At 72.7% G+C, this 13,712-nt stretch carries 12 protein-coding genes; 2 read left to right on the top strand and 10 right to left on the bottom strand.

Translation table 11 applies throughout. From position 1 onward, the window contains the following. Positions 1-586 (top strand): chorismate mutase (locus CCL05_RS15595; RefSeq protein WP_341868261.1); only part of this gene is annotated, 586 nt, incomplete at its 5' end. On the opposite strand, the gene CCL05_RS15590 is transcribed toward CCL05_RS15595, so the two are convergent. The 9 genes from CCL05_RS15590 to CCL05_RS15550 all read right to left on the bottom strand — a co-directional run bounded on the left by CCL05_RS15590 (position 583) and on the right by CCL05_RS15550 (position 10,188). Continuing rightward, positions 583-1,053, bottom strand: coding sequence for an SRPBCC domain-containing protein (locus CCL05_RS15590; protein ID WP_086561104.1), 471 nt, complete (start codon positions 1,051-1,053; stop codon positions 583-585). The two genes, CCL05_RS15595 and CCL05_RS15590, sit on opposite strands and share 4 nt — an antisense overlap. Positions 1,054-1,062: 9 nt before the next feature. Next, on the bottom strand, positions 1,063-1,503 hold the full coding sequence (locus CCL05_RS15585) for a DUF779 domain-containing protein (protein ID WP_086561103.1): 441 nt from the start codon (positions 1,501-1,503) through the stop codon (positions 1,063-1,065). A gap of 81 nt (positions 1,504-1,584) precedes the next feature. After that, the gene (locus CCL05_RS15580; RefSeq protein WP_086561102.1) at positions 1,585-2,427 is read right to left on the bottom strand and encodes an SDR family oxidoreductase; all 843 of its coding nucleotides are present in this window, start codon (positions 2,425-2,427) and stop codon (positions 1,585-1,587) included. A 31-nt stretch (positions 2,428-2,458) separates the two neighbouring features. Then, positions 2,459-3,646, bottom strand: a complete 1,188-nt coding sequence (locus CCL05_RS15575) for an NAD(P)/FAD-dependent oxidoreductase (RefSeq protein ID WP_208641524.1) — start codon at positions 3,644-3,646, stop codon at positions 2,459-2,461. Next, positions 3,643-3,840 carry a ferredoxin gene (locus CCL05_RS15570; RefSeq protein WP_086561101.1) on the bottom strand — a complete coding sequence of 66 codons (198 nt, stop codon included), beginning with the start codon at positions 3,838-3,840 and terminating at the stop codon, positions 3,643-3,645. Before CCL05_RS15570 ends, CCL05_RS15575 begins: the two co-directional genes overlap by 4 nt. A gap of 37 nt (positions 3,841-3,877) precedes the next feature. Then, positions 3,878-5,119 carry a cytochrome P450 gene (locus CCL05_RS15565; RefSeq protein ID WP_086561100.1) on the bottom strand — a complete coding sequence of 414 codons (1,242 nt, stop codon included), beginning with the start codon at positions 5,117-5,119 and terminating at the stop codon, positions 3,878-3,880. Between the two features lie 67 nt (positions 5,120-5,186). Beyond that, the gene (locus CCL05_RS15560; RefSeq protein ID WP_086561099.1) at positions 5,187-6,689 is read right to left on the bottom strand and encodes an MFS transporter; all 1,503 of its coding nucleotides are present in this window, start codon (positions 6,687-6,689) and stop codon (positions 5,187-5,189) included. Positions 6,690-6,804: 115 nt separating this feature from the next. Then, a complete protein-coding gene (locus tag CCL05_RS15555) occupies positions 6,805-8,847 on the bottom strand; it encodes a CocE/NonD family hydrolase (RefSeq protein ID WP_086561098.1) in 2,043 nt (680 codons plus the stop codon). Between the two features lie 45 nt (positions 8,848-8,892). Next, positions 8,893-10,188, bottom strand: coding sequence for an ATP-grasp domain-containing protein (locus CCL05_RS15550; protein WP_086561097.1), 1,296 nt, complete (start codon positions 10,186-10,188; stop codon positions 8,893-8,895). Between the two features lie 210 nt (positions 10,189-10,398). On the opposite strand from CCL05_RS15550, the gene CCL05_RS15545 reads away from it, so the two are divergent. After that, on the top strand, positions 10,399-11,304 hold the full coding sequence (locus CCL05_RS15545) for an SDR family oxidoreductase (RefSeq protein ID WP_086561096.1): 906 nt from the start codon (positions 10,399-10,401) through the stop codon (positions 11,302-11,304). Here the strand turns inward: CCL05_RS15545 and CCL05_RS15540 are convergent. After that, complete coding sequence (locus CCL05_RS15540) at positions 11,301-13,703, bottom strand: SpoIIE family protein phosphatase (RefSeq protein ID WP_086561095.1); 2,403 nt, start codon at positions 13,701-13,703, stop codon at positions 11,301-11,303. The two genes, CCL05_RS15545 and CCL05_RS15540, sit on opposite strands and share 4 nt — an antisense overlap. Between the last annotated feature and the right edge of the window lie 9 nt (positions 13,704-13,712).

Here is a 13,712-nt window from a genome sequence, read left to right as displayed (position 1 = left end):
CACCCTGACGACCGCGGCGACTCTGGCCGTCGGTGCGGCCGGCCCGGCCACCGCCGCCGAGCGGCCCGCTCCCGTACGTCACGCCGTCGCCGCGCACGACGCCGCGCCGGGCCTGTCGCCGGTGACCGAACTGCTCGTCCAGCGGCTCCTGCTGGCCGACAAGGTCGCCGCCGCCAAGTACGGCACGGACACGCCGATCGACGACCCGGAGCGCGAGGCGCGGATCCTGGACGACGTCCGCGCCCGGGCGGCCGGCCTCGGCCTCGACGCGGATGCCGTGGCCGCCGTGTTCCGGGACCAGATCGAGGCGAACAAGCTGGTGCAGCGCGGCCTGTACGCCCGCTGGGACGCGCACCCCGCCGAGCGTCCCACCGAGCGGCCCGACCTGGCCACGGAGGTCCGCCCGGCCCTCGACCGCATCACCACACAGCTGCTGGCCGCGCTCGACGCCACGGAACGGGCCCGGGCCCTGCCCTCGTGCGGCCCGCGCCTGGCCGCGGCCGCCGGCTGGTCCGCGTACATCCACCGGCTCGACGCGCTGCACATGAAAGGGCTCGGGCGGGCACTGCCGTCGGTGTGCGCCTAGGAGTCGCGGTCGGCTTCGACGAACCGGGCCAGGTTCGCCAGGGCCATGCGCGTGCCCGTCTCGTTGTCGGCGGCGGGCACGGCGTCGGGGATCCCCTCGTGGACCATGACGACGTCGGTGCCACCGCCCTCGGCGTCGGAGAGTGTCGTCGTCAGGGTCATCGTGCCGCCCAGCAGGGGGTCGACGGTCTCGAACTCGAGCACCTCGACCACCTGCGCGTCCGGCACGAGCCGTGCGAAGCGGCCGTGGTACGTGTCGGTGTGCGCGGCCGACTTCCCGGTGGCCTCCGGCGCCTCGTAGGTGAGCGAGACACGGAACCGGCCGCCCTCACGGGCGTCGAACTCGTGCACCTCACCGCTCATCCCCGCCGGCACCCGCCAGCGCGCGACCGCCTCCGCGCTCACCAGGGCCCGGTAGACGTCCGCACGGGGCGCGTCGACATGCCCGGAGACCCGCGTCGCGTACATGGGCCCACCCTAGGGCGTGTCCGCCCCCGTCGGCAGGGGCGGTTCCGACTCGATGCGGCGCAGTTCCTCGTCGGTGAGCAGGCGGGAGCGGAGCAGGAAGCGGACGCCCTCCGGTGCCTCCAGGGAGAAGCCGCTGCCACGGCCCGGGACCACGTCCACGGTGAGGTGGGTGTGCGACCAGTACGCGTACTGGTCCCCGCTCATCCAGAACGGGGTGTCCCCGGCCACGTGCCCCAGCAGGACGTCCCCGGCACCGACCCGGAACTCGCCCCGCGGGTAGCACATGGGGGCGCTGCCGTCGCAGCAGCCGCCGGACTGGTGGAACATCACCGGTCCGTGCGTCCCGGTCAGCCGCCGCAGCAAGTCTTCGGCGGCGGGCGTCAGTTCGACACGTCCCGTGCGCGCGGTCGTCGGCAGCACGCCGGGGCCGGGGGCGGGTGAGTCGGTCATGGGGAGCCTCCCTGCGGTAGGGGCGCCCCGCCATGGTCGCCCGGAACTGTCCGTCCCGGAAACCCGGCGGCCCTGTGACCGTCAGCCCGGACGCCTCCTGTGCCGGCGGATCCAGGCCGCCTGCCCGCCGTCGACGAGGAGGTCGCTGCCGGTGATGTACCGGGCCTCGGGGCCGGTGAGGAAGGCCACCGCGTCGGCGATCTCGCCGGGCGTGCCCGGCCGGCCCGCGCCGCACGCGTCGAGCATCGCGAGCATGTGCCCGCCGGCGTCCGCGTCGGCCTCCGCCTTCGCCATGGCGGTGGCGACGACCCCGGGGCTGATGGTGTTGATGCGGGCGCCGAGCCGGTTCCAGGCGAGGGCGGCGGCCTGCACGCGCACGTGGTTGGCGCGCTTGGCCAGGATGTACGCGGCGGTCGCGTCGTCGCCGAGGGCCGTGACCGCCTTCAGCCCGAGCAGTTCCTCGGCGGAAGCCGTCGCCAGGGCGGTCTCGTCCTCGTCGTCGAGCGAGGCCATGTGCCCGGCCAGGCTGGCGACACAGACCAGCGAGGTGCCGCGGACGGCCACCTTCTCGAACGCCTCGATGACATACACCGTGCCGAGCAGGTCCACGTCGAGGATCCCGCGGACCGAGGCCGTCGCGGCGGCGACACCGGCCGTGTGCACCACGGCGGTGATCCGCCCCTGCTCCGCCGCGGTGCGGGCGAGCCGCTCGACCGACGCACGGTCGGAGACGTCGGTCGGCACGCCCTGTGCCGCGTACCCCTCCGCGCTCAGCTCCGCGACGACCTGATCGAGCCGCTCGCGCGCGTGGTCGGCGAGGATCAGCGTCGTTCCGCTGCCCAGGCGTCGCGCGACCGCAGATCCCATCCCGCCCGCTCCGGTGACGACGACCACGGCACGCGGGTCGCCCGTACGGTTGTGCATGTGCGATCTCCTTGGGTGGGTCCCCGGGGGGTCAGGCCGCCTCGGTGCCGGCGGCCGGTACGGCGTCGCGCCAGGCCGTCCCGCCCGCGATGGCCTGCCGCCAGACGCGGACGGACTTGGGCGGCATGCCGACCGCCAGGGCGCCGGTCAGCCGTTCGCCCGTGCGGTAGACGGCCGTGAACCTGCGCTCGGCCACGTCACCGTCCACGACGGCGACTTCGTCGTGCCCGCGCAGAAAGCCGTACGCCTGGACCTTCATGTCGTACTGGTCGGACCAGAAGTACGGCACCGGCGCGAACGGCCGGCGCGCGTCCGGCGCGGCGAGCAGATTGCGGGCGGCGGCCATGCCCTGCTCGGCGGCGTGCGTACGGTGCTCGATCCGCATCGACGTCCCGAACAGCGGGTTGTCCCAGCGGGCCACGTCACCGGCCGCGTACACCCCCGGCGCGGCCTCGCAGTACGCGTCGCAGAGCACGCCGTCGCCGACGCTCAGCCCGCTGTCCGCCAGCCACTCGGTGTTGGGCAGCGAGCCGACGGCGACCAGGATCTCGTCGGCCTCGACCACCTCGCCGTCCGCGAGCCGCACGCCCCCGTCGGTCACCTCGGCCACGGCGACACCGGTCCGCAGCTCCACGCCGTGGTCGAGATGGGCCTGGGAGAGCACCCGGCCGACCTCGGTGCCGACGGCGTGCGCCAGCGGCACGGGAGCCGGTTCGAGCAGGGTCACGCGGGCGCCCAGCCGCCGGGCCACCGCGGCGGCCTCGGCGCCGAGGAACCCGGCGCCCACCACGACCAGCCGGCAGCCCGGTTTCAGCCTCTCGCGCAGCGCGAGGGCGTCGTCCAGGGTGCGCAGCACATGGGCGCCGCCGTCGCCGGGCAGCCGCCGGGGACGCACCCCGGTGGCCACCACCAGGCCGTCGTACGGCACCCGCGACCCGTCGGCCAGACACACCGCACGGTCCGTCAGGTCCAGGCCGGTCGCCGCCGTCCCCAACCGCAGGTCGAGGCCGAGGGCGTCGAGGTCGGCCCGCGGGCGCAGCGGCAGCCGTCCGGTGCTCCACTCGCCGGAGAGGATCTGCTTGGACAGCGGGGGACGGTCGTACGGGGCGTGCGGCTCGTCACCGACGAGGGTGAGCGTGCCGTCGTAGCCCGCCCGGCGCAGGGTCTCGGCCGCCGCGAGCCCGGCGGCCGAGGCGCCGACGACCACGACGCGCCTCACCGCTCCACCAGCCTGATCGCCGCGGCCGGGCAGATCGCCACGGCCTCGCGCACGTCGTCGAGCAGTTCCTCACCGGGCCGCTCCTGCAGCAGGATCGCGACGCCGTCGTCGTCTCGCTGGTCGAAGACATCGGGAGCGGCCATCACGCACTGCCCCGACGCCACGCACTTCGGTACGTCCAGTTCCACACGCATGCTTGTCACCTCGGTCGCTTCTGAGTGGGGGGAGGGGTCACCAGGCCACGGGCAGGCTGTGCACGCCGTAGGTGGTCCCGGTGTGGTCGAACTCCAGCTCCTCGATCGCGGCGGCCGGCCGCAGGGTCGGGATGCGGCGGTAGAGGGTGCCGTAGACGACCTGGAGCTCCAGGCGGGCCAGGTTCTGGCCCAGGCACTGGTGCGGCCCGTAGCCGAACGCCTGGTGGATCCGGGCCGGGCGGGTGATGTCCAGCCGCTGCGCCTCGGGGAAGACCTCCGGGTCCCAGTTCGCGGCGTGCAGGTCGAAGATGATGCCGTCGCCCTTGCGGATGACGACGTCACCGATCTCGATGTCGTCCTTGGCGATCCGGCGCACCCCGGTCTGGACGATGGACAGGTAGCGCAGCACCTCGTCCACCGCGTTCGCGACCACCTTCGGGTCGTCGGTCCCGCGCAGCAGGGCGAGCTGGTCGGGGTGCTGGAGCAGGGCGAGGGTGCCGAGGCTGATCATCGTGGCGGTCGTCTCGTGACCGGCGATCAGCATCGCCACGCCCATGTGGACGGCCTCGGTGTGCGACATCTCGCCCGCCTGGACGCGGGCCGCCATCTCGGAGAGCACGTCGTCCTCAGGGGCGGCCGTCTTCCGCGTGACCAGGTCGTCCAGGTACGCGGCGAGCTCACCGCTGACCCTCCGGGCCTCGTCCGGCGGCGCCGAACCGTCCAGCACCAGGCTGCTGCTGCGCTGGAAGAAGTCGTGGTCCTCGTACGGCACTCCGAGCAGTTCGGCGATGACCAGCGACGGCACCGGCAACGCGAACGCCGTGAGCAGATCGACCGGGTTGGGCCCGGCGAGCATCTCGTCGATCAGGCCGTCGACGATCTTCTGGACCGGCTCGCGCATCTTCTCGATCCGCTTGACCACGAACGGCCCGTTGACGGTCCGCCGCAACCGCGTGTGCTCCGGGGCGTCCGTGTTCGTGATGAGCCGCGGTGTGACCGGCGCGATCTCCGCCCGGTGCGCGTTGACGTACGGGAAACCGGGGTCGAGGTCGTCGTCGCTGACGCGTGGGTCGGGCAGCAGGGCCCGCTGGTCGGCGTGCCGGGTGACCAGCCAGGGCGTGCTGCCGTTCCAGATCCGTACCCGGGTGATCGGCTGCTCGGATCGCAGCTCCTGGGTGGCCGGGGCGGGGGCCAGCGGGCAGTCCGCCGCCCGCGGCAGCGGGTACTCGGGCAGCGGCCTGGAGGCGCCGGTGACGGGGCACGTCAGGGCATCGGACATGGCATCTCCTCAGGGGTGGCGGGGGGAGGGCAGCCGACCGCGCGGCGGTGGCCGAGGCCGGTGTGAACTAGGAGCGCGCGCCGGACAACTCCGCCTGCTCGGCGGGTCCTTCCGCCACCGGGGCGGGGTCGGTGACGGCCTGCCGACGCCGGAGGAAGGAGGCGAGGAAAAAGGCCAGGAGAGCCGCCCCGGCACCGATGGCCATGACCGTCCTGAAGCCGTTCTCGGAGGGCAGGGCGTGGCCGCCGAAGCCGGTGGTCATCTGCGACAGGATGACGCCGGCGAGGGCGCTGGCGAACGACGTGCCCATGGAGCGCATCAGGGTGTTGAGGCTGTTGGCCGCGGCCGTCTCGGAGGCGGGCACGGCGCCCATGATCAGGGCGGGCATGGCGCCGTAGGCGAAGCCGACGCCGCCGCCGATGACACAGGCGACCAGGACGATGTGCCAGACCTCGGACATCAGCACGAGGCTCAGGCTGTACCCGGCCGCCACGACGACCGCGCCGGTCATCAGGGTGATCTTGGGGCCCTTCGCCCTGGTGATGCCCGCGGACACGGCGGACATGGCCATCATCACCAGTCCCTGCGGGGCCAGGATCAGACCGACGGACAGCATGGACTTGCCCAGCCCGTAGCCGGTCGGCTCGGGCAGCTGGAGGACCTGCGGCAGGACGAGCGACATGGCGAACATCGAGAAGCCGAGCGCGACCGAGGCGAGGTTGGTGAACAGCACCTGCCGGCGCGCGGTGGTCCGCAGGTCCACCAGCGGCTGGGCGGTGCGCAGCTCGTACCACCCCCACACCAGGAAGATCACGGCAGCGGCGCCGAACAGCCCGAGGGTCGTGCCGCTGGTCCAGCCCCAGTCGCCGCCCTTGGAGACGGCCAGCAGCAGGGACACCAGCGCGGCGGACAGTCCGAGCGAGCCGGGCAGGTCGAAGCTGCCGCCGGTGCGGACCTTCGACTCGGGCACGACCAGCAGCACCAGCGCCAGGGCGGCGGCACCGAGGACGGCGGAGATCCAGAACAGCGTGTGCCAGTCGTAGCGGTCGGCGATGAACGCCGCCGTGGGCAGGCCGAGGGCACCGCCGACGCCGAGCGAGGCGCTCATCAGGGCGGTGGAGCCGGCCAGCCGGTCGGCGGGCAGGACGTCCCGCAGCACGCTGATGCCGAGCGGGACGACGGCCGCCGCCAGGCCTTGCAGCGTCCGGCCGACGACCATCGGGACGAGCGAGTCGCTCAGGGCGCAGACGACCGAGCCGGACACCAGCAGCGCGAGGCTGACCAGGAGCATGCGGCGCTTGCCGAACATGTCGCCGAGGCGTCCGACGACCGGGGTGGCGACGGCGGCGGCGAGCAGGGTGGCGGTGACCGCCCAGGCGGCGTCGGAGGGGGAGGCGTCCAGGTACGTCGGCAGCTCGGGGACGATCGGGATGACCAGGGTCTGCATCAGCGAGACCACGATCCCGGCGAGGGCGAGCACCGCGACCACGGCGTTCGGTCCGGGCGGTCCGGGCGGTCTCGGTGGAGCGGAGGCCCCGGCCTCGGCGTGGCGGGCGGGGATGTCGGACATGGGGGGCCTCCGTGGAGCGGGTCGCAAGATTGCTTGACTTAGGCAAGCAGAAGTGCCTTGCCTAAGTCAAGCAACTGTTTCCCGGGCGACTCCTCGTCACCCCGCCCCGGCCCCGCTACAGCAGGTCGCGCGGGACCTTCTCGTTCCAGGTGCGGGAGAACACCCGGCGGTCGGCCTCGAACGCGTCGAGAGTCGCGTCCACGAAGAAGTCCGTGTCGTCACACCTCAGCTGGGTGTGCGTCACCACCTGTACGTCCCAGTCGTCCCGCCGGAACCGCATGGTCCACGTGGACTCGCCGCTGACCGACGTGAAGTCGTCGGCGACCGCCGTGTAGCGCTCGTGGGCGCGGCGCCCGGCCTCCAGGTTGATGTGCTCGAAGCGGACCGTGCCCCGGTCCTTCACGATGTCCAGCTCGGAGTGGTAGCCGATCAGGTCCCGCTTGACCTCCCAGCGCTCCTCGGGCGGCGTCACCTGGCTCGTCGCGAGCGGGGGAGTGCCCTCGGGTTCACCGAAGGGGGACGCCGGCACCTCGTCCGGTTCCTCCACGGGCCGCACCGGGAGGGTGAGCGTGCTGGAGTGCTCGTGGACGCTCAGCAGGGCGGGCTTCGGCGCCGGCCAGGCCAGCGGCCAGTAGGACGTGGAGAGGGAGAGCCGGATGCGGTGGCCGGGCGGGAACGCTTGGGCCACTCCGTTCAGCGGGACCGTGGCGCGATAGCGGCGGCCCGGCTCCAGCGGCTCGGGGGACTCCGTGCTGTCACGGCGGGTGAGGTTCAGGATGCCGTACGAGACCCGGGTCGCGGAGCCGTCCGGGCTCACGTCGGACAGCCGCGCGGCCACCAGGGCGACAGGTTCGCTGACCGACAGGTCGAGTTCCACGGTCGGCGAACCGAGGATCTCCACCTGCTCGGTCAGCGGCTCGGTGTCGAAGACCAGGGAGCCGCCGTCCTCCTCGCGCTGGTCGTACGGCAGGTCCGGAGGCGCGTTGTAGGAGGCCCACTTGCCCGCGAACTGGCCCACCGACAACGGCGACTGCACGGTCAGCGCGTCGCCGCCGGGGGCGTCGCCCTCGTCCGTCGCCTCCCGCGGAGGCCCGATCGTGTGCCGGGTGAGCGGATGAACGGCCTGCCGGATGTGCGGGGAGGGCCATTCCGGCTCGCCGACCCAGCGTCCCGGCCGCTCCTCGTACGCGGTGGAGGGCGGCACGCTGTCCTGCATCCACGCTTGCAGCATGGGACCGTCCATGACGCCGTTGTCGACGCCCTTCAGCCAGTGGTCCCACCACCGGACGAGCTCCTGGAGGTAGCCGATCGCCGGGCCGGGCTCCCCGAGGTGGGGGAACTTGTGCGACCAGGGGCCGATCAGCCCCTTGCGGGGCACGTCCAGGTGGCCGAGGAGCCGGGTCACGGCGTTGGAGTAGCCGTCCGCCCAGCCGCTGGAGGCCAGGACCGGGCAGCGCACGCTGCTGTAGTCCTCGCACACCGAGGCGTGCCGCCAGTAGTCGTCCCGGCGCTGGTGGCGCAGCCACGCCAGGACCCAGGGCTCGGTGTGCTCCAGCCGTTCCTGCCACATCTCGCGCCAGTGGTCGCCGACCACGGCCGGGTCGGGCGGGCACGTGCCGTAGGCGAACATCGTGCCCGCCTCGGCCAGGTTGTCCGACAGCAGGGCGCCGCCCATGTAGTGCATGTCGTCGGCGTGCCGGTCGTCGGTGAAGGAGGCGATGGCGATGGCCTTCAGGCCCGGCGGCTGCCGGGCCGCCACCTGGAGCGCCGCGAACGCGCCCCAGGAGATGCCCATCATGCCCGTGCCGCCGTCGCACCAGGGCTGCTCCGTCAGCCAGGCCAGGACCTCCTCGGCGTCCGCCTGCTCCCGTTCCAGGTACTCGTCCCGCAGCACGCCCTCCGAGTCGCCGGTGCCGCGCAGGTCGACGCGGACACAGGCGTAGCCGTGCCCCGCGAGGTACGGGTGGTGGATCGAGTCCCGCACGGCCGTGAGGTCGCGCTTGCGGTACGGGATGTACTCCAGCACCGCGGGCACCGGCTCGTGGTCCGAGGAGGTGGGACGCCAGATGTGCGCGGAGAGCCGGACCCCGTCGGACATCGGGATCGTGACGTGCTCTTCTTCCTTCGTCGCACAGGGCAGGTTGGTCACGTAACGCATGGAACCCACGTGCTCCTTACTGTCGGGGTTCACTCCGGCCGGGCTTCACTCCTGCGGGGGTTCGTCGAAGGCGAGCCCCAGGGCGGCCACGCAGTGGTCGAACTTCTCCCGCAGTTCCTCCTCGTCCGCCCCGCCGGTGAAGATGTGCGCCAACTCGTAGCTGTAGCTGTCCTGTCCGGGCAGGTCCGACAGCCGCGTGCCCTCCTCGGGGACCACCTCGATGCGCACGCCCGGCGTCTCCCGCTCGATGCGGGCGATCTCCTCGGGCCCGGGCACCCGGCGCACCACGCCGTCGGTGAACCAGCGGTGGTACCACTTCGCCGCCATCGCGTACGGGCCCTGGCGGTGCGGCATGCGCGGGTCCTCGCCGAGCGCGAGGCGGACCATGCAGTGGTGGTTGGGGACGCCGTCGACGTACTGGAACAGTTCCGCGTGCGACTGGGAGTGCCGGGGGTTGATCTCCAGCAGATTGATCGACTGCGTCCGCGGGTCGTAGAAGTACTCGATACTGAAGGTGGCCGACTCCATTCCGATCTGCCGCATCACCCGCTTCGAGACGTCGTGGAGCTCCGCGATGGCCGCCGGCGGCAGCGTCGAGGGGTACTGGTGGCGCAGGAAGCAGGGGGAGTCCGGGTACTGGATGGAGTCCAGGACTCCGTAGACCGTCACATCGCCCTGGTGGACGTAGCCCTCCACGGCGACCTGGACGCCGGACATCGACTCCTCGGCGAGACAGACCCGGCCGCCGACGCCGTCCATCTCCGGCGGCAGGTCGATGCGTTCGAGGATGTGCTCGAAGGGGCGGCCGATGCGGGAGATGCCCTCGCGGATCTCGGCGACGGCCGAGCGGAACTCCTCGTCGTCGTCCACTCCGAAGGCGAGTTCCGAGGAGTAGGAGAGCGCCGGCTTGACCCACATCGGGAACGTCATGTCCTCGGGCGGGCGCGGCGGCTCGGCCGACAGGTCGACCTTGCCGAAGCGCGGGTGCCGGTCCGTCGCCTTCTGCTGCTCCAGACGGCTCCAGTACTTGTGCTCGCACTTGACCACGGACTCCAGGCTCGTGCTGCGCGTTCCGTAGCGTTCGCTCAGCATGGGCACGAGGGTGCTGACCGGGAAGTCCCAGTAGCCGACGATCGCGTCGATGCTGCCGTCGAAGGCGTCCAGCACCGCTGTGGCCTTGTCGAACAGCGTGGGCAGGTGCACCTCGCCGAGCTGGAGTTCCTCGACGGTCAGCAACTGGTGAAAGCGCAACCGGTCGGCTCCGGGAACCTCCCGCAGCGTCGGCAGATTGGCCTCGTCGAGCCCGATCACGAAGACGTTCTTCACCGTCTCGTCAGACACGGATCTCCTTCCGACAGCAGGCCCTCCGGCCGGGCCTTCCAAGATCGACTGAGTACCCCTCGCGGGTGCGGCCATGCCGGTCGGCGCGGCGCTCGGGCGTGACGACGCGGAACATGCCTGCCGCCGTTGTGGGCACCCCGTGCGGGGAAGGAACGGCGTGGCCCGAGGTGAACGGCCGCGCCGTGGACGACACCGGCGAAAGGGAAGCCCGTGCAGCCCGAGCAGGAACAGTCCGCACCGCAGGTCGTGTCCGAGCCGGACCCGCCCTACGACTCCGACAAGCAGCAGCGGCCCGGCCTCGAGGCCGACATGCGCACCGCGCCGCGCTATCGGGCGAGCCGCTACCGGGCCAGCGGGAAGCTGGAGGGCAAGGCCGCGCTGATCACCGGCGGCGACTCGGGTATCGGGCGGGCGGTGGCCTTGCTGTACGCGCGGGAGGGCGCCGACGTCGCCCTCGTCCATCTGCCCGAGGAGCAGGTGGACGCGGAGCAGGTCCGGCGCGAGGTGGAGGAGCAGGGCCGGCGCTGTCTGCTGCTGCCCGGAGATCTCACCGACCCGGAGTTCTGCCGCGAGGCCGTCGAGCGGACGGCGGCGGAGCTGGGCGGGCTGAACATCCTGGTGAGCAACGCCGCGTACCTCAACAGCAAGCTGGAACTGGACCAGTTGACCGCCGAGGACTTCGACCGGACGTTCAAGACGAACGTCTACGCGTACTTCCACCTGCTCATGGCGGCGCTGCCCCATCTGGAGCCCGGCGACGCCGTCATCGCCACCGCGACCGAAGAGGCCCTCAAGGGCAGTACGACGATGATCGACTACGCGGCGTCCAAGGCCGCGCTGATCACCCTGACCAAGTCCGTCGCCGTGCACCTGGCCAAGCGCGGTGTGCGCGCGAACGTGGTCGCGCCGGGCCCGACCTGGACGCCGCTCAACGAGGCGGACCCGCACATGCCGCCGGACGGACTCGCCCACATCGGCAGCGAGGCCCCCCTCGAACGCGCGGCCCAGCCGGAGGAGATCGCACCGACGTACGTCTACCTCGCCTCCGACGCCGACTCCAGCTACACGGTCGGCGAGGTCATCGCGGTGACCGGCGGCATCGTCGACACACGCTAGGGCTCTTCGGGCAGGGGTTGTTCCGCCCAGATGGTCTTGCCCGTGGGGGTCTGGCGGCTGCCCCAGCGTTCGGAGAGCTGGGCGACCAGCAGCAGTCCCCGTCCGCCCTCGTCGAAGACGCGGGCCCGGCGCAGATGGGGCGCGGTGCTGCTGCCGTCGGACACCTCGCAGATGAGGGCCGAGTCGCGGATCAGCCGCAGTTCGATGGGCGAGCCGCCGTACCGCAGCGCGTTGGTGACCAGCTCGCTGACGATCAGTTCGGTGGTGAACTCCGCCTCCGTCAGCCCCCAGGCGGCCAGTTGCTCGCCCGCCATCTTGCGGGCCCGGGCCACGGCCGTCGGCTCGGGCGGCAGCTGCCAGGTGCGCACCTTCCCGGCGCCGAGCGCGGCGGTGCGGGCCAGCATCAGCACGATGTCGTCGGCGGGACGGCCGGTCAGCACGGTGCGCAGCACCTGCTCACAGGTCTCCTCCAGCGCCTCGGCAGGGTGGGCCAGCGCCTCGCGGAGCAGGGTGAGCCCGGCGTCCATGTCGTGGTCGGCGGCCTTGAGCAGCCCGTCGGTGTAGAGCGCGAGCAGGCTGTTCTCCTCCAGCTCCACCTCGACGGCTTCGAACGGCAGGCCGCCGAGGCCCAGCGGCGGCCCGGTCGGCACCTCCAGGAACCGTACGGCGCCGTCGGGCGTGACCAGGGCGGGCGGCGGATGCCCGGCCCGGGCCATCGTGCAACGCCGGGACACCGGGTCGTACACGGCGTACAGGCAGGTGGCGCCGACCTGCCCCGACGCCTCCGCCGCCCGCCCGCGCGCCTCCGGGCCCTCTTCCCGGTCGATCCGGACGACGAGGTCGTCCAGCTGGGTGAGCAGTTCGTCGGGGGCCAGATCGACGTCCGCGAGGGTCCGCACGGCGGTGCGCAGCCGGCCCATCGTGGCCGAGGCCTGGATGCCGTGTCCCACCACGTCGCCCACGACCAGGGCGACCCGGGTGCCGGACAGCGGGATCACGTCGAACCAGTCGCCCCCGATGTCCGCTCCGGAACCGGCCGGCAGATAGCGGTAGGCGACCCGCATCGCCGCCAGGTCCGGCGGCCGGTCGGGCAGGAGGCTGCGCTGGAGCGCCAGCGCCGTGCGGCGTTCCCGGGTGTAGCGGCGGGCGTTGTCCACGCTCACCGCCGCCCTGGCGACGATCTCCTCCGCGAGCAGCAGATCGTCCTCGCTGAACGGCTCCGGCGTGCGGTGCCGCAGGAAGTGCACCAGCCCCAGGGTCACCCCGCGGGCGCGCAGCGGCACCATCATCACCGAGTGGATCATGTGCCTGCCCACCGACTCCTCGCGAGCCGGGGAGGACCTGACCCACTCCCGCAGGCCCGGATCCCCCGGCCGGTGCCGGGAGCCACGGCCGGCGACCAGCGTCCCCACCGGCAGCGAGTCCACGGGGTACAGCGTGGTGTCGCCCGAGGGGACCACCGACTCCGGGCAGCCCTCCAGCACCGACCGCTGGGCGGTGCGCCGCACGGTGACCGGCGCGTGCGGCGGCACCGGTTCCGGCTCGTCGCCTAGGGCGACGGACTCCAGCAGGTCCACGGTGACGAAGTCCGCGAACCCGCTCACGGCCACCTCGGCCAGTTCCTCGGCCGTCCGGCTCACGTCCAGGGTGCTCCCGATCCGCAGGCTCGCCTCGTTGAGCACCGCCAGCCGGCGGCGCGCCCAGTCCTGCTCCGTGGTGTCGAACACGGTCGCGGACATCCCCTGCACCGCACCGGTCTCGTCCGTCAGCGGCGACATGAACATCGACCAGGCATGGCGCCGGACCTCGCCCGGGGCCTTGCCGTGCTGCTCATGGAAGATCGTCTCGCCGGTGCGCAGGACCTCGCGCTGCAGGCGGTCGTACTCGTCGAACGGCGGCCCTGGCTCGATCTCCCGGAGGGTCAGGCCTCTCATCTCCTCCTCGGACCGGCCCATCACCTGGGTCATGATCTCGTTGGCGGCCACGAGCCGGGCCTCACGGTCGTAGACCGCCACCGGCACGGGGAGCTGCGCGAGCGTGAGGTCCCACAGGGTCGGGGCCCCGTGCCCGGCCCGCCTCGCCGCGGGCGCCAGTGCGGTGCCGGTGACGAGCCAGATCCGCCTGCGGTCCGCGTCCAGCAGCGGCGTGCCGTGCAGCCGGGCCACGACCCGGTCGCCGTGCCGGTGCCGCAGCGCCACCTCACCGGCCCAGCGCTGTCCGTCGGCCACGTGGCGTCGCGTGGAATCGGGCAGGCCGGCGGCGAGCAGGCGGGTGACGGCCCGGCCCACGACGTCCTCGGGTTCGTATCCGAGCAGCCGTCGGGCGCCGTCGCTCCACACCGTGATCACCCCACGGGCGTCGACGACGACCGCCAAGTCCTCCGGTACGCGTCCCTGCACGGTGCCTCC

Origin of the sequence: Streptomyces africanus, assembly GCF_002150735.1 — a bacterium.
In the GTDB taxonomy this organism is placed as follows: Bacteria; Actinomycetota; Actinomycetes; order Streptomycetales; family Streptomycetaceae; genus Streptomyces; species Streptomyces africanus.
This window is presented reverse-complemented; position numbering and strand designations above follow the sequence as displayed.

Bases quoted from the DNA above. Each gene is read 5' to 3' on its own strand.
- CCL05_RS15590 (WP_086561104.1), bottom strand. From the start codon at position 1,053: ATGTACGCGACGCGGGTCTCCGGGCATGTCGACGCGCCCCGTGCGGAC.
- CCL05_RS15585 (WP_086561103.1), bottom strand. From the start codon at position 1,503: ATGACCGACTCACCCGCCCCCGGCCCCGGCGTGCTGCCGACGACCGCG.
- CCL05_RS15580 (WP_086561102.1), bottom strand. From the start codon at position 2,427: ATGCACAACCGTACGGGCGACCCGCGTGCCGTGGTCGTCGTCACCGGA.
- CCL05_RS15570 (WP_086561101.1), bottom strand. From the start codon at position 3,840: ATGCGTGTGGAACTGGACGTACCGAAGTGCGTGGCGTCGGGGCAGTGC.
- CCL05_RS15565 (WP_086561100.1), bottom strand. From the start codon at position 5,119: ATGTCCGATGCCCTGACGTGCCCCGTCACCGGCGCCTCCAGGCCGCTG.
- CCL05_RS15560 (WP_086561099.1), bottom strand. From the start codon at position 6,689: ATGTCCGACATCCCCGCCCGCCACGCCGAGGCCGGGGCCTCCGCTCCA.
- CCL05_RS15555 (WP_086561098.1), bottom strand. From the start codon at position 8,847: ATGCGTTACGTGACCAACCTGCCCTGTGCGACGAAGGAAGAAGAGCAC.